Genomic DNA, 22,157 nt, shown 5'->3' on the forward strand with positions numbered 1-22,157 from the left:
TTGATCTCATAATTTTTACATTCTTTCTTTTTTAAAGCAAATAAGAAAGAAAAATTAATATATTACTTGATATTGGTCTAAATGCTTATATCAAGAGGAGTATTTCTTTAAAAATTTTCACTTAACTTATTAAGCAATTTGTTAGAGTAAACAACTCTTTTGAAGTTCATATCACCAATTGTATTGAAGGGAGTGCAACTTTAACTGTAGAAAAGTTTAATATCGGATGGTTGATATGAATTTATTTTTAAAAAAGAGTCCTTTAGCTCTTTTTTCCTCTCTCTTTATTTCTAAAGTTGGTGATTATGCTTATGAAGTTGTTTTTGTTTTACTGGTCTTAGAATTAACAGATAACATCTTTTTTACAGGTCTTGTGTATTTTTTTCGATTTATCCCTTTTCTCTTTTTTGGTCCTATAGGAGGTTGGTTAGCTGATAATTTTTCTTTGAAGAAAAATATGATCTTAAGTGAACTTGTTAGATTATTAGCCTCATTATTCGTTTTTATAACCACTATAACAGGGACTGCACATATTATTGTTCTTATTTTCGCAGCAATATGTACAACGATAGGAAGAAGTATTTTCCAACCAAGTTTTCAAGCTGCTATTCCCAGAATGTTCTCAGTAAAGGATCTGACAAAGGCCAATAGCATTGCACAAATTATAGAGGAAACTGCATCCGTCATGGGTCCTTTAGTTTGTTCCCTACTGCTTTTTTTAGCAAATAAATCGGCAGTACTCATTTTTGATTTTTTTACCTATTTTATATCTATTATAGTGTTATTTAATCTCATGAATTTAAATTCAAGCGAGAATAAATCATTCAATTTTATAAAAATTTATCGAGAAACAGCTTCCTATCTTAAATATATTTCTAAAGAAAATAATAATTTATTTATTACGCTCGTTGGCTCGTCGTTTGCTATTCTCTTTACTGGTGCAATTTTAAGATTTTTAATTCCAGCTTTTGTCCTCTCTATAGGGGGAGAGGAAAGCCTTGTTAGTTATATTTTTTCTCTCATGGCTGTTGGAACTATTGTTGGTGGTTTGTTATATCATAAAATTATATTCAAGATTACATCGTTGAAACTCATGGTATTTTGGCTTCTTTATGGGGTTATTCTGTTTGTTATGCCCTTAGCTGCAGAACTTTATTTAAAACTCCTTCTCGTGTTAGCATTTGTTTTAGGATTTATTGGTGCATTTGTGGATATTAGTTTAGTCTCAGCTATTCAATTATACTCTCGTCGTGAAGATTTTGGTAAGAGTTTTGGAACTTTTTCAACTTTAGCGAACTCTGCGGAAGCAGTGTCTGGCTTTATTGCTGGACTTTTTGCACTCGTGGGATTGTTAAGCTCCTTTTTAGCTATGTCTGCATTAATTATTTCCACGGGAATGATTGGCATTTTAAAAATTAAGAAAAATAAAGATACAACATCTCTTAATACGACAGTAGATGACGACCATTGATATATTTAATATCTCCATGCCGTTTCTTTTTTCTAAGACGGTTCGTTAATTATCCTGTTCATGATGTAAAAACATCGCTCTTTGAGGGGGGAGTGAAAAGCTGGAATATTTGAGGGCAGGGCTTGATTTGTTGAGCCTGATGAAGTCCTGTCGTTTGAGGAGGGGTGTCTGAAGACTGTGGGGAGCGGATTGGCTGGGCAAAAAGCTTTGTTCGTTTACAGACCAGTGTGTATAGAGCAGCGTGGGGTGGTGAGCCTTTCCTTTGGCTTTGTTCTGTAATGACGTAAAAGCGTAAAAATGTGAATCCGTAAAAGTGAAGCGAAGGATTTGTGGATTTATATATTGTGCGTGTTTTTGGTCACGTTGGGCTTTTTTGGGCGTGGAATGTGGTGCGAGGATTGGGGGAAGAGTTTTCTTGAATGGAGGGGGACGTTGGGAGGAAGAGGGGTGTTAAGTTGTTAAGTGTATAATGGGGGGGAAAAAGGGGGAATAGAAGATGAAGAGAGTGCGCATGGATAGGTTAGGAGAGTGTGGATAAGAGGTGGTGGTGCGAAGGGATGAAGGATGATGTGTGAGGGGTAGATACCCTCCTTGGGATGGAGAAAGAATGAAAAGGGGTGGGGATAAGCTTGCCAGTGGAATTTAAGTTGTGAAGTGTTTTGTTTTTATCAAATTGTTGCGTGGTGTTTTGAAATTTCATTCGTTGTTTTGGGGTAGAGCTTCACAATTGTCTCAAAAAACACATAAAATAGCTAATGATGAGCGTAAATGAAAAACCAAAAGAAACAATATCGGTACAAATTGGTAGATAGTGGGGAAGTCGGGATCTAAATGGCCCGTAAAAACCTAAATATTCAAACAATAATTACTCTTCGAGCAAGTGATAATTTCAATGTTATGGGGATAAAAAATATCATTTTTATTGCTTGGAAAGTCATCCAATGTTTGTGCTTCTTTAATGATAAATCTGTCTTAAATAATATGTAATACAGAAAATCATGAAAATAAGTATACATATAGTATATGTATACTATATTCTTTACATATGTTTTGTGTACTTTTAACATATATATTTTTTATGTTAAGCATAAGCTTTGAGTACTATTAGAGATGGTGGTTGTTCTTTTACAAGTGAGAAATTGATTAACTAATGTTTGATTGTAAAGCAGTATGTTGTTAATGCTATTCTTAGAAAGGATGCTCTTATTTCTTGTGTAGGAGCTTCTCAAAAAAGGAAATACAATTTATAGGGGAAGTCTAGATGTCAAAATATTTATTTCCGTTGCCTCTTGTCTTGGTGGCTGGTTGTGCATCTATGAGTAATTATTCATCAAATTATGTCAGTCCTAATGTTACGAAGAGTGATATAAAATTAATTGCTAACGATTTTGTTCGTAATCTTAAAAAACCTTTACCACCAGCTACAACAACACTTATTGTGAAAAAAAATAAAACAGAAGACAACTTTACTCCTGTATTTATTAATCTCTTGCGACGGAATGGATATAACGTGATCTATACAGACCAACCAAACAAACAGCAAAATGGTGTAATCTTGACTTATCAAATAATGCCAATAAAGACAGGTATTCTGTCTATGGTTTCTTATGATGAGGTTGGAGTAACCCGTTATTATTTCCGTACTTATAATAGATGAAACCCCTTTGCCGGTTTGTCTCAAAGAAGTAGATAATGAAGAAATGTGTTTCAGGGGAAATGTTGGGATTGAATTAATCAATAAAAATTTACAGATGTGAAAATTATATATTCAGCTGACAATTACCAGTCGTCTCGTTTACAATTTCAGTATTGTAATGAAAAGAGATATCGTTTTATCTGTTCGCAATTCTTCATGTTCTGTCTCAGTTATATAGCGCTTTTATCATTTCTGTCTTATAGAAAATTACTTTCTGTTCTACAGCTCTATATGCCAATTTAATAGTCAGATCTAAACAATCAAATTCATATGAACTCTTTACGGAAATCTGTTGTTTGAGATTGTTGAAAGGTGTTTTGTTTTTATCAAATTGTCGCGTGGTGGTTTGGGAGTTTCGTTTGGCTGCGTTTTGTAAAGATGTAAAAGCGTAAAAATGTGAATCTGTGAAAGTGAGGCGGGGGATTTGTGCTTTGTGTATGCTTTTATCATGGCATGGAATGTGGTCAGAGAACTAGGGGGACGCGTTTGTGAATGGAGTGGGGAAAGGCTGGGATGAAGAGGGGTGTTAAGCGTGTTGACTGGAGAAGAGCGTGTGGGGAATATTTTAGGGCATGGCTTATCTGTCTTGTCTGATGAAATAGCCTTCTTTGAGGTGTGGGATAGCCATATGAAATAATCAACAGGGGAATCTGATAGACGAGAAATCAGATTGTTGCAGACCAGTGTTTATAGAGCAGCGTGGGGTGGTGAATCTTTCCTTTGGCTTTGTTCTGTAAAGATGTAAAAGCGTAAAAATGTGAATCTGTAAAAGTGAAGCGGAGGACTTATGGATTTATGTATTGTGCGTGTTTTTTGTCATGGTATAATGATAAATCCATTGAGCTCCCCTATCTTTACGCTTATGAAGAAGCAAGCCGGTATCATCATTATATTTGCTAGCTCGTGGGTGTTGGCTACAGCCCTTGGCACTTGAGACGGTTCATAAGAGCCATTTTTATTCCTTTCTGAATCGTTTTTTATCCACACGGGCTCTCCTTGCTTTTGACGTGCAAGCGAATGATTTTGATTGATTCAACATGGGAGAGATTTGAAATGAGAGAATCTTACGATGTTTGGAACTCTCAATCAGTATCAATAATGCTAAATTATTTCTTATAAATCAATATATTGTTATGGTATGGAGTGGTGAGAAGGAGGGGATGAGGCGAAGAGTTATGCAAACTGGAGGGGAAATGAAGAGTGCTGTTCGTGCGTTGGTTGGAGAGGAGAGTTTGGGAATAGCTGTGAACAGATTGAAAGGGGGATGTGTAAAGAGGGGATGTGTGAAGAGATGTGAAGAGAGAAAAATCGTGGTTGGCTTTTATATTCTATGCGGAATTTAACAATTATATTTGCGTCTATATTTGTATGGGGGATATCCGTGAAATGGGTGTGAGAAGCATTGAGAGATGTTTTTTTAATAAGTGGGTGAATGAGAAATACAATGGTAATCCTATTTAGAGGGGAAATCCTATTAGGGGCAATACTATTTAGGGGTAATCCTATTTTAGCTCTTGTTGTTTTGGACATTGTGTTTTTTATGAGAGGCGTTTTGCTGGAATGGCGTTTTGCAAGAGAGGTGTTTTGAGGCATGTGGCTCCCTTAAAGAAAAACACAAAAATATAAAAAGAAAAATATAAAAACTTGACAAGGTAAATGTAAAAAGGTATCATAATGATACAATCGGAATTGTGCGTTTAAATCAGAAGAGATCTCTTGATAAGATTCTGTGAGAGGGGTGGGGATGTTTTTCCAAGGCTTTGGTGTTTGTTATTCTATTATGCTCCGTAAACCGGTGCCGTAAACCGTTTTTTTGAGATGTGGTGGTATCAGGTGGGCAAGGCTTTAGGCAGAGGGGGATATTGGCGAGGGATGTCGATAGGTGCGCTTTTGTCTAATCAGAAATCAACCACAAGATTGCTTTCTGCTTTTTCGCTTTGAGTTCTCTAAAGTTTTTCAAAAGTGCGTGTTCTTTTTCGCTATAGGTGTATTGATCACGCTGTAGAAGAGTTTCTTTTGTGGGAATATCTTCTTCTGCAAAAATATCAGTGTAAAAAAAGGTAATAGGAACTGCTAGTTTTTTAGCAATTTCGAGCAAACACCCTGCGCTTACACGATTGGAGCCTTTTTCGTATTTCTGGATTTGTTGGAAACTGACGCCTAAATAGCTTCCTAACTCTTTTTGAGAAAGCCCCATTGCAATGCGTCTATGACGAATTCTTTTGCCTATCGAAATGTCATTAAAATGTGGATTTTTAGTTTGCACTTTGTGCCCCCTCCGGTTGCGAGCGCCCTCGCATTAGTATTCCGGGAGTTTGAAAGCACTGAGCTCAGTCAGCCTTTTGCTTTTAGTGCTGACAAGCACTTGGACATAGCAAAAGCTCCCGGAATTCCGGGATACCCGCAAAGCGGGATAAATTTATGTACTGAGCGTTCGGGCTTTCAAATCCCTATTTGACCGTTGCGTGGACGATCAAAAACACAAGCTAATTCATAAAGTAGTTTCAGAAGATTGGCAAGAAAATTAAAATATTTGCTATACGGTTATACTGTAAAATAGGGATGTTTGGGGGCGGTGATAACCATGTGAAGTGGTTAGCAGGGAAATCTGATAGACGAGAAATCAGCTTGTTGACAGACCCCTGTTTACAGAGCGGTGCGGGGTGGTGGATATTTCGTTTGGCTTACGTTCTGTAATGATGTAAAAGCGCAAAAACGGTGATCTGTAAAAGTGAAGCGGAGGATTTGTACTTTGTGTATGCTTTTATCATGGCATGGAATGTGGTCAGAGAACTAGGAGAGATGCATTTGTGAGTGGAGCAGGGAAAAGCTGGGATGAAGAGGGGTGTTAAGTGCGTTGACTGGAGAAAAGTGTGTGAAGGAATATTTTAGGGCAGGGCTTATCTGTCTTGTCTGATGAAACTGCATTCTTTGAGGTGTCGTGATCTGAAGCTTATATTTTAAGGGTGTTGGATATATTGGTGAGGGATGTCGATAGGTGCGCTTTTGTCTAATCAGAAATCAACCACAAAACTGCTTTTTGTTTTTTCGCTTTGAGTTCTCTAAAGTTTTTCAAAAGGGCGTGTTCTTTTTCGCTATAGGTGTATTGATCACGCTGTAGGAGAGTTTCTTTTGTGGGAATATCTTCTTCTGCAAAAATATCAGTATAAAAAAAGGTAATAGGAACTGCTAGTTTTTTAGCAATTTCGAGCAAACACCCTGCGCTTACACGATTGGAGCCTTTTTCGTATTTCTGGATTTGTTGGAAACTGACACCTAAATGGCTTCCTAATTCCTTTTGAGAAAGCCCCATTGAAATGCGTCTGTGACGGATTCTTTTACCGATCAAAATGTCGTTGAAATGTGGATTTTTAGTTGGCACTTAAAGCCCCCCTCCGGTTGCGAGCGCCCTCGCATTGGTATTCCGGGAGGTTGAAAATACTGAACTCAAATCAGCTTTTTGCTTTTAGTGCTGACAAGCACTTGGACATAGCAAAAACTCCCGGAACTCCGAGATACCCACAAAGTGGGGTAAATTAACGTTTGAGTTTTTGGGCTTTCAAATCCCTATTTGACCGTTGCGTGGACGATCAAAAACAGAAGCTCATCAATAAAGTAGTTTCAGAAGATTGGCAAGAAAATTAAAATATTTGCTATACGGTTATACTGTAAAATAGGGATGTTTGGGGGCGGTAATCTGATGTTAGTAGGGTAAGTAATCTGATGTTAGTAGGGGAATTTATTGGGTAAGAGGTTGGATTATAGTTTAAAACCGGTGCGGGGTGGAAGCTTTATCCAGCAGAGGAAAATTTGCTTTTTGAAGTCAAATTGTAGATCAGAGCTTATCTGGCGTGTTTGATGAAACAGTCTTCTTTGAAGTGTGGGATAGCCATATGAAATAATCAGCAGGGGAATCTGATAGACGAGAAATCAGATTGTTGACAGACCCGTGTTTATAGAGCGATGCGGGGTAATGGTTTGGGAGTTTCATTTGGCTTTGTTCTGTAATGATGTAAAAGCGTAAAAACGTTGATCTGTAAAAAAGGAGCAGAGGCTTTGTGCTTTGTGCGTGTTTTTTATCTTTTAGGGTGTGTTCCATTTTTTTAGATTGCTGGTTGCTTTTGAGGTTTCATTCCTGATTTTCATGTCATTTTTTTGTGTTTGAGGTTTTGGTTTCTCTTTAGTTGGAAGGAACATGATGATGGTAGATGAACATTGTCTTCCCTTACGTCGAAGAGGGCGGAAAAAAGGGGCTTTGAATAAAACAACAAAGCGATTTAATGAAGCTCTTTTGACAGCGGCGGAGCAGGCGGGCTATCACTATGGTGAAGATGGTCTGGTGTCTTATCTTCAGTATCATGCTCTGAATAATCCCGTACCGTTTTTTTCGCTGCTTGCAAAAGTGTTGCCTCTTCAGGGGACTGGAGAAGGGGAGGTTAAAACAGTTTCGCGTATTGAGATTGTACCAGTGAATGCAAAAAGTATCGAACCGGAGAAGCGTGATTTTTCAGCAACGGAGGCTTGTGATATTGAAAAATGTTAGGCTGAGGTGGATGATGCGGGGTGACATCTTGGAAGAGGGCGGCTTTGGTGATTGCTTGTCTTGAGGGGATTGAAGCGGAGGCTTATCGTCTTTGTAGGTGCTCGTGATACTTGGCTTGGGTGAATGATGCCTGAGAGCCATGTGTTGGAGGAGATTTGGTGCAGGATGTTTGTGTGGTGGATATGGGATAGTGTTTTGATGGGCGAAGGGCGTGAAATTTGAGAGAAGTGTTATGTTTGCGGGATGCATGTGTTTTGGTGGGGGTATCGGGGATAGACAAGTGTGAGGATTGGTGAAGCTTGAGAGGCATGATATTTGAGGATGTTGGGCTTTGGATATGCCTGAGAGCCATGTGTTGAGGCTATGATTTGGTGGGGGGATGCCGTGCTTTGGTTGGGGGATGACAGGGCGCGGTGTTTGAGGGGTGGGGACCCTTGGGGGGGCGCATATCGTGTATATGCGGGGTCAAAGTGGTCAAAGCGGTCAACGCGGTCAAAGGGGGGGCTTCATGCAAAAAAGTGAAATTCATTGCGTATTAGGATGAAGAGAAGATAAAGCGCTGCTTTTGAGAAGGGCGTTTTCCGTTCAATTGCTCGTTTCTTTCAATTGCTCTGGGATAATTAAACTTGGGATAAGCAAAAGGATGAAGAGCAATTATTGCTAAAGTATGAAAATTTATAATGAAAATTGTTCAGAAAATTTCTCAAAAAATAGAGCAGAAAACGGCTCAAGTGGCTCTTATTCCAAAGCTTATTCCTGTTTTTACTGGAAAAGCAGATGTGCGAGCCGCTTGGGGAGGACGGGGCTCTGGAAAAACACGTTCTTTTGCTTTGATGTCCGCTGTTGTGGGATATCGCCATGGAATGGCTGGAGAACGCGGGATTATTCTTTGTGCAAGGCAATTTCAAAATTCTCTCAATGACAGTTCTTTGGAAGAAATTAAACGCGCTATCGAATCTTATCCTTTTTTACAAGACTATTATGACATTGGCGATAAATATATTAAATCAAAAGATGGACGGATTGTCTATGTGTTTGCTGGGCTTGATCGAAATATCGCAAGTATTAAATCAATGGGGCGCGTTTTCCTTTGTTGGGTCGATGAAGCCGAGCCCGTGACAGAAACTGCTTGGCAAACCCTCATTCCAACTTTGCGCGAAGAAGGAAAAGATTGGAATGCAGAATTATGGGTCACATGGAACCCGTGCCATGAAAATGCACCCGTGGAAAAACGTTTCCGAAATGTCGATAATCCTCATATCAAAGGGGCAGAAATTAATTGGCGTGATAATCCGCAATTTCCTGAAAAACTCAATCGTGATCGAATGGACGATTTGCAGCAAAGACCAGAGCAGTATAACCATATTTGGGAAGGCGAATATCTCCAAGCTGTCCAAGGGGCTTATTATCAGAAATGTCTTCTCGAAGCTGAAATGGAAGGGCGGATTACCACCGTTCCACGTGATCCTTTGATGCAGGTGAGAATCTTTTGGGATATCGGGGGAACAGGAGCAAAGGCTGATGCTACCGCATTGTGGGTTGCGCAATTTATTGGACGGGAAATTCGAGTGCTCGATTATTATGAAGCCCAAGGACAGCCTCTCTCAGAGCATGTGGGCTGGGTCTTTCAAAGGGGATATGAAAAGGCTCTCATGGTTTTGCCCCATGATGGCGCAACAAAAGATCGTGTTTATAATGTGAGTTTTGAAAGTGCCCTTCAACAAGCTGGGTTTCAAACTAAAGTGATTCCTAATCAAGGAACAGGCGCTGTGAAAATGCGTATCGAAGCCGTAAGGCGATTGTTTCCTGCACTATGGTTTAATCGTGAAACGACATGTGCGGGCAGAAAAGCACTCGCTTGGTATCATGAAAAGCGCGACGAACAGCGCAATATCGGACTAGGGGCTGAACATGATTGGGCTAGCCATGGGGCCGATGCCTTTGGACTGATGTGTGTGGCTTATGAACAACCAAATGCTAGAGCGCGAAAAAAACCTTATCGCTCGTTTCACCATTCTCAAACTTCATGGATGGCTTTTTAATGAATATTTCTACAGATTCTTCTTTTGATCAAATCGAAACGCTTGAAAATCAAGCACTCTTTAAAAAACTCGTGGGGTGGTATCAGGATGATATTGCCCATGTCGAAAAATGGCGAAAAAATGCCCAAGAAGATTACGATTTTTATAATGGACGGCAATGGAATGAGCAAGACCTTGCTGTCTTGAACGAACAAAACAGACCGGTCATGACTTTTAACCGTATTGCGCCTTTAATTAATGCCGTGATTGGGGCTGAGCGCAATAATAAAAGACAAGTTCAATTTATTCCACGACAAGAAGGAGCAGCCTTTGCAAACCAGATTCTGACAGGGGCAGCTGAGTGGTTTCGTGATGAAGCCGATGGGGAATACGAAGATTCCGATGCCTTTCAAGATGCAATTATTTGCGGAATGGGGTGGACAGATACACGCCTTGATTATGAAGAAGATCCACAAGGAAAACCAATCATTGCGCGGCTGGACCCTATGAAAATGGTGTGGGATGCAAGTGCTGTTAAGCCTAATCTTATTGATGCACAACGTTTATGGTATATTGATGAAAAACCTCTTGCTGTGGCTCAGGAAATGTTTCCCAATGTTCATTGGAGTGATCTTAATGCTGATTGGGTTAAACATCAGAGTTTTTTACATTCATCCAGCAATGGGATGACACAAAGTTATCAAGCTGAGAGGGGATATCAAGGAGAGTGGGAAGAGGGAGGGACCTATCAACGTCCTAAAATGGTGACATTGGTAGAATGTCGCTGGTTTGAACGCGAGGTGATTTATAAAGTTCTCGAGCCTCAAAGTGGAAAGTTTATTGATTATTCAGAGCAGGATTTCCAAAATTTAAGCAAAACCTTTCCTCATGTTCAAGCAACAAGGTTGAACAGAAAAATTGTCAAACGGGCATTTTTGGGCAGAAAGCTGCTCGAAGCGCCTGATAAGCCCTTGGTCCCACACAATCAATTGGGATGGGAATGTATTACCGGTACTTTTGATAAGTTAAGCCGGCACTTTTACGGACTTGTGCGCCCTACAAAAGATCCCCAACGGTGGGCAAACAAATATTTTAGTCAAGTGATGCATTTGCTCAATAGCCAATCAAAAGGCGGAATTATGGCAGAACGCGATGCTTTTGATGATGATCGACAAGCCCTCGAGAGTTGGGCTAGAGCCGATAGTATTACTTGGTTGAAAAGTGGTGCTGTGTCTGGGGGAAGAATTCAGCCTAAACCCGTGGCACAATTTCCGCAAGGGTTTTTCCAATTGTTTAATGAAGCAAAGAGCGCACTCGAACAGGTGACGGGGTTGTCTTCTGAATTTATTGGGACAAGAGCTGTCAATCAGCCTGGCGTTCTTGAACAACAACGGCGACAATCGTCACTTAATCTTTTGGCTTCCTTTTTTGATGGGTTGCGTCGATATCGGCAACGACAGGGGAAAATTATTCTCTATCTTATTCAAAATTATCTGTCCGATGGGCGGCTGGTCCGTATTGCTGGTGATGAAAATGCCCAGTATGTTCCACTGACACGCGAAATGGTGACAAGTTTGGAATATGATATTGTTGTGGATGATGCGCCAACAAGTCTTAATGAAAAAGAGCGTACTTTTGCACTGATCATGCAACTGCTTCCTTTGATGCAAAATTTTGCAACGCCTGAGATTATGCTTGATCTCTTACGCTATTCGCCTTTACCAGCCTCACTCATTCATAAAATTGCGATAAAGGCGCAAAATTCTCTTCAAGAAGAGCAAAATGCCTCAGCGCAGATGGGGGGGAATGTGGGAACAGAGCAGATAATGCAGATGTTGCAGACAGTAAAGGCTCAACAATAGGGTGCTTTATCATGTGCTCTCTTGGATGAATTTCATCTATCAGAAGTTGCTTATCTAAACAATTTCCATAGTTACCCATGTTGCTTATGTCGTGCAATGTCGCCTCTCTTTATCTCAGAAGAGCTGTTTTATTGGACAGTGTGTATTGGGGAAAATGTTCGATAGAAGTCTTGTCGTCATGGTGGGGGAGCCATGTGGGGGGAATGTTGGAGCCAAAAGATGGGTAAGCATTAAGGGGATAAATGCTCTCAGGCTGTTTTATCTGAAAAATTTAATTTTATTGTTTAAAAAAAGAGAAGGCTAATGTCATGGATCAAGAACACTTAACGCCGGCAGAACAAAACCAATTGAAACAGGATTATCTGCTCTCAACACAAGAGGGAGAAGACGGTGAAATTGGAAGAGAAGAAAAAACTCTTGAAGATAATTTTCAAGGGCAAACGCATCAAAAACAGTATTCTTCGCAAAAGGCTGGAAAAGAGGTTCAAGGGGGAGAAGATGCTCCGCCAGATCCGCAAAAAGACTTTATGGGCTATATGCAATGGTTGGGAAAAACACTCCAAAAACAAGGACTTGTTAATGAAAAACAACAACCTTCTCTGGCTCGCGAAGCAGAACAGTTGCATGCGTTTTTTCAGCAGTCTGTTGCAAGTGTTAAACAAAAGCATCATGATTTTGATCAAGCAGCTGATTTTATTTATGAAACGCGGGCTAAACAGTTAGCAGCTTGCGCTTCGCTCTATCCTGAGATGGCAGATCCCAAAAATATTGATGCGTTGATTGGCGATGAGTTGAAGCAGATCTTGCGCGATTGTGCGCAAAAAAATCAAAATCCGGCTGAAGTGATTTACTCTATTGCACAAAAAATTGGCTACACAAATGTTCCCAATAACATGGATGAAAATTTACAGGAAAGACACAATTCTGCACGTACACTTGCTGCTTATAACGGCTTGACGCCAAATGGGCCGATTTCTTTGGAGATGCTTGATAAAATGTCAGAAGCAGAGTTTAGCGCTTGGGTTTCTGATCCTAAAAATAAAGCTGCTTTTAATCGTTTAATGGGGGGAAGAGAATTTTAAAAATAAAAATGCGGGGGGTGTTTTTTGCAGAGAACGTGAGAGGTTTTTAGCGCAGGGAATGCGGGGGATTTCTCAAAGCACGGATGTGGTGAGGAGAGCTCTTATAAGGGGGAGGCAGACGCTAACAGAAATTAGATAAAACACACGAACAACCTATTCACCATTTGAAATGAAATGTGGTGTTTTAACAACCGGCGCTTTGCCGGGTTTTTTATGTCAATAAAACTTTTAGAGGATAAAATGACTGTAACTTATATCGGACTTAATGACCCAATGGCAGTGCGCACATGGTCTAAATTACTAAACCAAGAAGTCTCAAAAGCAATTCCGATTGCACCGTTGATTGGAAATGATTCAAACAGTATCGTACAATTAAAGGATGAAACCACGAAAGCAAGTGGGGATGCCATTAGCTTTAATTTGCGTGTGCAGTTGCTAGGCGATGGGGTGAGTGAAGGGCAGACATTGGAAGGCAATGAAGAAGCCTTACAGTTTCTCAATGATCGCTTGGCAATTAATGAACTCGTTCATGCTGTGCGTGTCAAAAATGAGGGAACGATTGATCAACAACGAATTCTCCATGATTTGCGTACCGAGGCAAAAAATGGTTTGGTTGATTGGTATGCAGATCGTCTGAGTATGATGTTCTTCATTCAAGTGTGTGGATATACTGCAAAAGCTATTAACTTTGAGGGACGTACGATTACTCTTAAACCTGTCCATTATGGGTTTAATGCGCCAACGGCACCAACCGATAAACGCATCGTGCGCCCTAATGGAAAAACAAAAGATGAAGATTTAAAATCGAACGATGTTTTTGATCTTAAGCTCATTGATAAAGCTGTCGAAAGGGCTAAATTGGCAAATCCCAAAATTAGACCCGTGCGGATCGATGGGGAAAATGTCTATGTGCTTTATCTACATCCAACCCAAGTGACGCAATTGCGAACCAATACAGATGCGGGGCAATGGCTCGACATTACCAAGGCAATCTATAGTGGAAGTCGTATCAAAAATCCGCTCTATGATGGATCTTTGGGCATGTATAATGGTGTGGTTTTGCGCGAAGCTGAACATATTACCGAAGGAGTCGAATCTGGGACGGCAAATAAAGCTGTACCAAATGTGCGTCGTGCTGTTCTACTTGGTGCACAGAGTGCTGTGATTGCTTTTGGTAAAGATCGAGGGGCGACACGCTATAAATTGGTGGAAGAACTCTTCGATTATGAAAGAGAATTCGGGGTCGCGGCAAAAACCATTATGGGTATGAAAAAAACTTGCTTTACCTTGCCAGGAAGTACGCAAGGGGCTCAGGATTTTGGCACTATTGTCATCCCAACTTATGGAGCACCTGCTTAAAGCGAATGTTTGCTAACTTCCCCCAACAAGAGGGATCTGTTGGGGGAAAAATTTAAAATGCTTCCAGAAAAAGGACAGGATTATGACCACTTTATACACTGATCCCAAAAATCTAAACCTTACACATTCAGACCATTCTAAAACTTTTGCTTATATGGTCGCGCTTATTCAAGATGAAATTGACGATACAACAGCGGAATATTCCCTGCAAATTCAAGATTCAATTTTTACGGCTTTGCGTGTGTGTGAATGCGAACCCTTTTTCTTTAATGAAAAAAGAGAAAGGACCTTTAAAACACAAAGTGGTAAAACATGGTATGGGCAAGAAGAGGGAGTTTTTATTGAATCAGAAAAGAGCTTGGAAGGCGTCTTTTTAGCAACAAAGAATGCAACACCAACAAAGTTGTTCTTTAAGCCCTTGGAAGTGTTGCATCAACAATATGGTATGCATCCTGCGCTAGGAACGCCATTCTTTTATACGTGCCTTGATCAAAAAATAGGACTCTTTCCAACACCAGAACATGTGGAAACTATGCAGCTTTCTTATGCTCCTGTTCATTTTGCCGATGAACAGCTGAAAGAAAGCGATAATCCTTGGTTGATTTATGCTTTTGATCTTATTAAAGCACGGGCAAAATATGAACTTTATAAAAATATTCTTAAAGACCCTGAATATGCCGCCGTTTCTTTCAGAGATTTTCAAGAACAGCTTCAAGCTTTGCGCATTGAAACATCGCGCCGAAAAGGTTCCTCAAAGATTCGCCCAATGAGTTTTTAAAAGGCTTTGTTCCAAATCGTTTATGGCTGGTTTGTCCCTTATGGTTGGATAAGCGCTGGGGATTGATGGTGAAGGGCTGGTGGATGGCGCTGGGTATGCCATTATTTATGGTATCTTTTTTTTTCGACGTGTTAATCAACTTAAGGTTGTGTGCTTTGTTGAATTTTATGCCTTTAGAGTTTTAAGGGCTTTTGTGGTTTCAATCAGTAAGCTTTGGTGTTTTGAATGGTACTAGGCTCTTCAAAGATTTATGGAGAGTTTAAAGGCTTTTTCCCAGTTGTTTTGGTGATTGCGGGCGGTTGATTTTGGTCGGGCGCTGGTGGATGGCGCTGGGTATGCCATTATTTATGGTATCTTTTTTTCGATGCGTTGATCAACTTAAGGTTGTGTATTTTGTTGAATTTTATGCCTTTAGAGTTTTAAGGGCTTTTGTGGTTTTTTATCAATAAGCCTTGGTGTTTTGAATGGCACTAGGCTCTTCAAAGATTTTATGGGGGTCTTGATGGCTTTTTTCCCAATCGCTGATTATCGACCCGATGTGGCGGATATCAATGGAATTTTTACCGATGAACTTGTTAATGTGCTACCGGCTGATGGCTCCTATATTCCTATGCCAAGTTTTGAACCTTTATCAGAGCCTTGTCCTGAGCCAATTTTAGGTGCTCTTGCGGTTAAAACAAAAAATGGGGTTTCTATTATTGTTGGGACAAGAGAAAAAATATTCTTGCTTGATAATACAACAATGAAGTGGAAGGATATTAGCCAAAAAGGAAAATCTTATCTTGCTAATGTTGATGCTCCGTGGTCTTTTGCTTTATTTGGTGATTTTATCATTGCAGTGAATGCCAATGATAAACCACAAGTGATTGATATTAATCATGATAAAAAATTTAGAAATTTAGGGGGAAATCCACCACAAGCAGGGATTGTTCGAATCTGGGGAGATTTCGTTTGTTTGATGAAATTAACCGAGCATCCAAGGCGGGTTCATTGGTCTGGATTAAATGATGCTGAATTTTGGACCGTGGGGAAAAAAAGTTGCGATTATCAAGATTTTCCTGATGGCGGATTCGTCCAAGGGGCAACCGAGACAACAAATCCAATTATCTTTATGCGTTCTGCAATCTATGCTGGTTCTTTTATCCCTGGCTCTAAGATTATTTTTAGTTTCCAAAAAATTCACGATAAACGAGGTGCAAAAAATGCTGAATCGATTGTTTGTAGAGGCGATTTAGCATTCTTTGCCGATGAGGGCGGTTTTTATCAAATAACAAATGAGGGACAGATTATCCCCATTGGGTTCGAAAAAGTCGATCGAACGATGACCGCAAAATCAAGGCAGGATAATCTGTATACCATGTCTGCGGCTATCGATGGGGTGTATAATCGTGTTTATTGGATGGTTGATTCTGATGAGAACCTTCATAAACGTATCTTGCTCATTTATGATTGGGGATTGCAAAAATGGACAAAAGCTCTCGTGGATATCAAAATGATATTGCCTATTTTCTTAGCAGGAACAACCCTAGAAGGTCTTGATTTTGTGACTAAGAATATTGATGATTTGTCCTTTTCTCTCGATAGTAAAGCTTGGAAAAATGAATCGCCTATTCTGGGGGCATTTGATCAACAGGGGAGACTGGGTTCGTTTTCTGGGGGGGCTATGGCTTGTGTCGTGACATCACAAGAAATGGGGCAGACAAATGGCATGATAACACGGGTGAAAAATATTATGCCTCAAGTCAATAGTGGAAAGTTTTATTTGTCTGTGGGAATGCGCTTTCGACAATCTCTTGAAGAGGAAACTGTTTGGTTGCCAGAAAAACAGCCTTCTTATAATACTGGACAAATTCATTGTCGCGCAAGGGCACGGTTTTATCGCTTTAAATTGCGCATTCCTGAAGGGGTGAATTGGACTCATGTCACTGGATTTGATGTGGAATTGACGCGAGCCGGTATGCGATAGGCCAAAGCCTCTATAAACAAAGGAACAAGGTGGTGCGTTATGCTTCATGCTTTTCTGCGATAAAGGAAAAATAGTCTGCACAATGGCTTATTTTTATAAAGAAGAAAGTTTCCTATTTGTTATGACAAAGGGATGATGGGGCTTCTTTTCTTTTGTTTTATTCTTCTTTTTGAAAGTTGTGCGGTAAGTATGGAACGTGAGAAATGCGTAGGGGGATGTTATTTAAGGGGAGATGAGTGATAAAGCTAAAAGAGCCAAAGTTATGATGCAAGAGAGTCAAGATTTGTATTCTGCTCATTTGACAGAGCAATGGCCATGGGAAAAAATCGCTCCCTATCAAGAGGCACTCAATGCTGCATTGAAAAAATATGCTCAGCGCTTTCCTGATGATGTTTGTCTGGAAAAAATTGCTGAAGAAATCGCTACAGGACAAGCACAATTGTGGCTGGTCTTAAAAAATAAAATCCAATTTAGTGCTTTTGCAATAACCAAAGTTGAAATAACCCATACAGGGAAAAAATGCGTCGTTCTCTCAGATCTTGCTGGAGAGGGAGGGCTGAAATTGGTCAAATTGATTGATGAAGTCGAAAAATGGGCGCGAACAATTAATGCTGAAGAAATGCACATGTTTGGAAGAACTGGATGGGCGAAAAGGCTCGCTCATCACGGATATTCTCGTAATCTTATTCAATATAGAAAGGTTCTCAAGCCATGAGTAGAAAAACCACACCTCAAGTGCAGACAACAACACAAACAAATGCTCCACCTGCTTGGGCGGCTGATATTTTTAAACAAGCCAGTGCTGATGCACTAGGACTTTATAATAAAGGAATTGGCGGCAACGTTTATCAGGGAGACAGAGTCGCTGGTCTTAGCGATATGACAAAAAATGCTCTGACCGGTTTACAACAAGCAGCAGGGCTCTATAACAATCCAACGGTAACGCAATGGTTGAATGCACCAACCAACAGCGCTACAAATCTTTCCAGTATGGCTAAGGGAAGCTGGATTGGAAGCAATAGTAAATTTAATACTGCATTGCAAAATGCCCTGAATAAAACTTCCGATGCAATTAATCAGTCGATGTCTGGGGCAGGACGTTATGGCTCTGGGGCTCACACCGGTGTGCTGGCCGATGAACTAGGCGCTTTAGCAACAAATGCTGCAGCACAGCAATATAATCAAGATATTAACAATATGATGAATGCAAACCAGATGATTGATCGCTCTCAGAATGATCAGGTTAATGCGGCAAATAGCTATTATCAAGGACAGAGTAATGTGCAAAGCAATGCTTTGAAAGGGGGCATGATTCAAGATGTAAATCGTCAAAATATCTTAGATGCTGAACGCCAAAAATGGTCAGAAAAAGATAATCAAGATTGGAACCGATTGCAAAGCTTGTTACAGATAGGAACACAGGCTGCTGGAAATTACGGAACGACTTCAGGAAAATCCACGACAATGCCTTCTGTGACAAAAGATCCATTGCGTGATGCGCAGCAAGTACTTGGATTGGTAGGAGGAATTTTAGGGCTTTGTGATGTGAGAGCAAAAGAAAATATTATCCCTGTGGGGCAGAAAAAGGGATATCCACTTTATATCTTTAATTATAAAGGAAATCCACAACGTTATCAGGGCGTTATGGCGCAAGACGTATTGCGTGTGAAGCCTGAAGCTGTTTATGTCAATGCAAAAACAAAGTTATTGCATGTTGATTATGACAAAATAGGACTGAAAATGGACAAAATGAAAATGGACAAAATACCGGCATCTAAAAATAAAATTGCGGCTTTCTTTTCTTCATTTTTTGCTCGTTTTCCCTTTTTGAAAAAAGAGTATCTTCTATGAGTTCGATTTATGATTGGTCAATTATCGCATCAGAAAATGCTTATGTCGATGAGAGTATAAACTGGGCAGAAGGGCAACCGCCAAGTACAGTCAATGATAGTGCTCGCGCTATGATGCAACGCATCAAAGAATATTTGTTGGATAATGGGGGCGGGATTGAAACACAGTTTACTGTCGATGTGGAAAACGAGAGGACATCACTTCGTTTGGCGACAAAGTCTTTTTTTGAGACTTATATGGATGGCATTGTTGTGCGCTTTAAAGCACAAGGCGTCAACAGAGGAATAACAAATGTTTCTTTAAATCAATTGCCGCCAAGACCAACTTATATGGCAACGCCAGAGGGTATTATGCCTTTAAAAGGGGGGGAAATTCAAAAGGGGGGGCTTTATGAAATCGTCTATACGTGTGATATTGCCGGAAAAAATGCTGATGGATGGTTTTTAACCAATCCTACTATAAAACTTCCTGAAATTCCGCCCTTTCCTCCTTTGCCTGAAACTTTTTCTTCTGGATTTATTGGGACTTTTGCTACAGAAAAAATACCCTCTGGATGGTTACTCTGTGATGGTAAAGAATATTCGCGAAAGAACTATGCCAATCTCTTTGCTGTTTTGGGGGAAACGTGGGGAAAAGGAGACGGGAGAACAACATTCAATGTTCCCGATTTGCGTGGAATGTTTTTACGGGGGCTCGATAGTGGAAAAGCAATTGATAAAGGACGTCGCTTGGGAAGTCGACAAGAAGAGTCTTTTAAATCTCATACCCATGAAGGAAAAACAGATTCAACAGGTAACCACCAGCATAGTTATCCAATGATTGACAAGGTAGTTTGGGATATGAATCACGGTGAATATTATAGAAATCTGGCTCAAGTCTACAATAAAGATCGGTTAACGAAGGCTGCGGGAGAGCATGAACATAAGGTCTTGTTGCAAAAAACAGGGGGGGATGAAACACGCCCCGTCAATATGGCGGTGGTTTATGCTGTCAAAGCCTGAGAATGAAAGCTTTGAGAGAGAAAGATAAAAATGAGCAAAATATCTGTTATGAGAAAAAGTCTTATAGAATATAAAGTCTTATAGAATATATTGTGCAGAAAGTTTTGAGGCGCTTTAGAAAAAAACTGAACTCTCTTTATTATTTTATTTTTTGTGCTGCCTTTGTTGGATGTCTAAAGGTAAGTTTGCCTATTGTTCTTTAGAGGATCAAGACAGTAATTATTGAAGGTAGGGGTAAAAGAGAACAAAAAATCTTCCTTTATTCATAGAGTTTTTTTCTGAGGAATAAAGATTTTATCCAAAAGGCTCCCTCTTGTGGTATCGTGATACATTGTTTAAGGTGCTGGGTTTAAAGCGCTGGTGGGCGATGACAAAAAGCCCATGGATAAAATTTTATCTTGTTATACCGTAAAACACCGTCATTAAAACACTATTATTGAAGCTGGTGATATGGTGATATAAGGAAAATAAGACATACAATACTTGATCCATTTAAGTATTGAAGAGACATCTATTCAGGGGATGGGGTGCTTCGTTAAGCCTTATGCAAGTGAATTATATAAGGTGAGCAGCAGACGGAATCCCTTCAGAGTAGTTGGATTGTTTCAAACCGATGTGGGGCTAAAATCTTCGTCCTTTTAGGTGGCGGGAAGAGATCAATGGATATGTTTATTTAAAGAGAGAAAAGGCAAAATGGTGCTCTCCTTCTTTTGGGTAGAGCGTGTATGCAAAAAGCGTTCATTCTTTCAAAATGGGCATTTTATTGGCTAGAGCAGATTGGCGATGCGTTTAACACATGGTGAGTAATTGAACTCTCTTAGATGGCATTTTTTACTTGTTAGGAAACTTCTTGAAACAGAATGAGAGTGATACGAGAAAATCTGTAAAACAATGGTTTATCCCGTTGTGTCGTAAAATACCATTGTTTGAGATGCGGTTAAAACTTTATGCATTGGGATGTTTTTCGTCTGTGCGTATTCTTAAAGCAGCGTTTTTTGTAGAATAACTCTAGACAAGGCTGCATTACAAGGATGCATTTAAAGGGGGTAAGCCAAATCCATTAGATAAGAAGTCAGATTGTTTACAGATTGTTGTTTATCGATTGGCATTGTTTGAAGATCGGTGGGCGTGGCTTTGTCATTTTGGGGAAAGCCAACAAAGCAGCAAGGTGACATGCATTTTTCTTTGGTTTCAGGTGATAAAATCATCATTTTAGGTGGAAAACAGACTATAATCTAAAAAAATACCTTGTAAAAATTTTCAATGAGGAAATTTTTTTCAAAAGCCTTTCACATAGTTGTCTGAGGTTGTCTGAGGTTGTCTGAGGTTGTCTGAGGTTGTCTGAGGTTGTCTGAGGTTGTCTGAGGAATGCAAGAGCCGTACAACGGAAAAAGATATTCAAATGCTTAATACGCGTTTAGCTTATCAAAAAAGGGGAATATAATGGCACTTTTTCCATTTTCTATTGCTGATATTGATGATCCTGAATGTATTCGTGTGGTTCTTTATGCTAGCGGAAGAATGGGACATGCTCCTTTAAACGCATTGTTGAAGAAAGCATATGAAGATATTACAAAAATTTTAAAGCGCATGGATGCTTTAGCAAAGCGCATGGATGCGTTAGAAAAAAAATTAAATACTCTAGATCCTACCAAGGTCGAACAGAAAAAAAATACGAAAAAAGAGAATCAAGACAGTATTAATAATGTTGTGAGTGCTGGAATAACGACATCGAGCAGTATAGTGAGCGGATCAGAATTTAAAATAGAAGCATTGTCCGCTGGAGACATATTTTTTTCTCCAATAAACGAGACGCCAAAAATAGACTACAGCTCTTTTGTTTCAAAACTTACAGCACATGAGCCGCTAGAAATACACAGTAATGTTAGTCAATACATGGGTGTTGAGCAGTCTAGAGGGATTTCTTCTTTGTTTAAAAAGGAAAAATAGAAAAGAGTGGTCATAACAAACTGATTATAACAATAGGTATGGGTTGAAGCTATAGATCAGATGCACCTTATTTATATCTTCGGTGGGGTGTGGAATTGCACTCTGTTTGAGATGTTAAAAAAAGGTAAAAGTTGTTGCAGGAAAGTTGATCATGAGTTGTTGGGGAGATTAGGGCGCATATTGAAATCTAAGGGCAAGTTTTTAAAGCCTACAGAGAAAGGAGCTGTGCCCAAACAGAAACGCGTGGCAAAAGAAGTTTGTAGACGATAGAAAATCTTGCAATAATTTTAAAAAGCTTTTGGATAGAGCGTTCAATGATTTTAAATTTATAAACAATTTGCTGTTTCTACGCTTTTTTAAAAGAGAAAAAAAGCAGTTTAGTGCAATTTTAATTTGCCAAAAATCCCATAAAAAGAAAAATTTAATTGTCACAAGAACAAAAGCAGAAAAATTCCTATAAGAAAAAAATGCGTGTCATTATATCTTTTCTTATAAAGAAGAGCAATGTTGTACTGTTTGAGCAGGCTTGAAAGAGAAATTTTCACTTGTTTTCTTATCAAACAAGATTGTACAAGCG

At 39.6% G+C, this 22,157-nt stretch carries 17 protein-coding genes; 15 read left to right on the forward strand and 2 right to left on the reverse strand.

The window, feature by feature from the left end; genetic code table 11:
- Window positions 1–235 precede the first annotated feature (235 nt).
- The 3 genes from ACFIJ9_RS02355 to ACFIJ9_RS02365 all read left to right on the forward strand — a co-directional run bounded on the left by ACFIJ9_RS02355 (window position 236) and on the right by ACFIJ9_RS02365 (window position 3,128).
- On the forward strand, window positions 236–1,471 hold the full coding sequence (locus ACFIJ9_RS02355) for an MFS transporter (RefSeq protein WP_375635635.1): 1,236 nt from the start codon (window positions 236–238) through the stop codon (window positions 1,469–1,471).
- Between the two features lie 164 nt (window positions 1,472–1,635).
- Entirely contained in the window at window positions 1,636–1,758 is a 123-nt protein-coding gene (locus ACFIJ9_RS02360) for a hypothetical protein (protein ID WP_273788452.1), read from the forward strand.
- 974 nt (window positions 1,759–2,732) lie between these two features.
- A complete protein-coding gene (locus ACFIJ9_RS02365) occupies window positions 2,733–3,128 on the forward strand; it encodes a hypothetical protein (RefSeq protein WP_375635636.1) in 396 nt (131 codons plus the stop codon).
- A gap of 1,933 nt (window positions 3,129–5,061) precedes the next feature.
- Here ACFIJ9_RS02365 and ACFIJ9_RS02370 read toward each other — a convergent pair.
- Both ACFIJ9_RS02370 and ACFIJ9_RS02375 read right to left on the reverse strand, forming a co-directional pair.
- Window positions 5,062–5,433, reverse strand: a complete 372-nt coding sequence (locus ACFIJ9_RS02370) for a helix-turn-helix domain-containing protein (RefSeq protein ID WP_375628909.1) — start codon at window positions 5,431–5,433, stop codon at window positions 5,062–5,064.
- A gap of 744 nt (window positions 5,434–6,177) precedes the next feature.
- The gene (locus ACFIJ9_RS02375; protein ID WP_375628911.1) at window positions 6,178–6,549 is read right to left on the reverse strand and encodes a helix-turn-helix domain-containing protein; all 372 of its coding nucleotides are present in this window, start codon (window positions 6,547–6,549) and stop codon (window positions 6,178–6,180) included.
- An 819-nt stretch (window positions 6,550–7,368) separates the two neighbouring features.
- Here ACFIJ9_RS02375 and ACFIJ9_RS02380 point away from each other — a divergent pair.
- The 12 genes from ACFIJ9_RS02380 to ACFIJ9_RS02435 all read left to right on the forward strand — a co-directional run bounded on the left by ACFIJ9_RS02380 (window position 7,369) and on the right by ACFIJ9_RS02435 (window position 21,580).
- A complete protein-coding gene (locus tag ACFIJ9_RS02380) occupies window positions 7,369–7,710 on the forward strand; it encodes a hypothetical protein (protein ID WP_375635664.1) in 342 nt (113 codons plus the stop codon).
- 680 nt (window positions 7,711–8,390) lie between these two features.
- Window positions 8,391–9,752: a PBSX family phage terminase large subunit gene (locus tag ACFIJ9_RS02385; protein WP_375635637.1), complete on the forward strand. Its 1,362-nt coding sequence runs from the start codon at window positions 8,391–8,393 to the stop codon at window positions 9,750–9,752.
- The gene (locus tag ACFIJ9_RS02390; protein ID WP_375635638.1) at window positions 9,752–11,593 is read left to right on the forward strand and encodes a portal protein; all 1,842 of its coding nucleotides are present in this window, start codon (window positions 9,752–9,754) and stop codon (window positions 11,591–11,593) included. The genes ACFIJ9_RS02385 and ACFIJ9_RS02390 overlap by 1 nt, the downstream gene beginning before the upstream one ends.
- A gap of 308 nt (window positions 11,594–11,901) precedes the next feature.
- A complete protein-coding gene (locus ACFIJ9_RS02395) occupies window positions 11,902–12,675 on the forward strand; it encodes a hypothetical protein (protein ID WP_375635639.1) in 774 nt (257 codons plus the stop codon).
- 240 nt (window positions 12,676–12,915) lie between these two features.
- Entirely contained in the window at window positions 12,916–14,034 is a 1,119-nt protein-coding gene (locus ACFIJ9_RS02400) for a N4-gp56 family major capsid protein (protein WP_375635640.1), read from the forward strand.
- An 82-nt stretch (window positions 14,035–14,116) separates the two neighbouring features.
- Entirely contained in the window at window positions 14,117–14,812 is a 696-nt protein-coding gene (locus tag ACFIJ9_RS02405) for a hypothetical protein (RefSeq protein WP_375635641.1), read from the forward strand.
- A 502-nt stretch (window positions 14,813–15,314) separates the two neighbouring features.
- Window positions 15,315–16,778, forward strand: coding sequence for a hypothetical protein (locus ACFIJ9_RS02410; protein ID WP_375635642.1), 1,464 nt, complete (start codon window positions 15,315–15,317; stop codon window positions 16,776–16,778).
- Between the two features lie 232 nt (window positions 16,779–17,010).
- Window positions 17,011–17,493, forward strand: coding sequence for a hypothetical protein (locus ACFIJ9_RS02415; protein WP_375628924.1), 483 nt, complete (start codon window positions 17,011–17,013; stop codon window positions 17,491–17,493).
- On the forward strand, window positions 17,490–18,629 hold the full coding sequence (locus tag ACFIJ9_RS02420; RefSeq protein WP_375635643.1) for a tail fiber domain-containing protein: 1,140 nt from the start codon (window positions 17,490–17,492) through the stop codon (window positions 18,627–18,629). Before ACFIJ9_RS02415 ends, ACFIJ9_RS02420 begins: the two co-directional genes overlap by 4 nt.
- On the forward strand, window positions 18,626–19,630 hold the full coding sequence (locus ACFIJ9_RS02425) for a phage tail protein (protein ID WP_375635644.1): 1,005 nt from the start codon (window positions 18,626–18,628) through the stop codon (window positions 19,628–19,630). The genes ACFIJ9_RS02420 and ACFIJ9_RS02425 overlap by 4 nt, the downstream gene beginning before the upstream one ends.
- Window positions 19,631–20,480: 850 nt before the next feature.
- The gene (locus ACFIJ9_RS02430) at window positions 20,481–20,636 is read left to right on the forward strand and encodes a hypothetical protein (RefSeq protein ID WP_375635645.1); all 156 of its coding nucleotides are present in this window, start codon (window positions 20,481–20,483) and stop codon (window positions 20,634–20,636) included.
- A 437-nt stretch (window positions 20,637–21,073) separates the two neighbouring features.
- Window positions 21,074–21,580 (forward strand): hypothetical protein, encoded by a 507-nt coding sequence (locus ACFIJ9_RS02435; protein ID WP_375635646.1) that lies wholly within the window; start codon window positions 21,074–21,076, stop codon window positions 21,578–21,580.
- Window positions 21,581–22,157 lie beyond the last annotated feature (577 nt).

Origin of the sequence: Bartonella sp. MR90HLJMH (genome assembly GCF_042194115.1) — a bacterium.
Lineage (GTDB): Bacteria > Pseudomonadota > Alphaproteobacteria > Rhizobiales > Rhizobiaceae > Bartonella > Bartonella grahamii.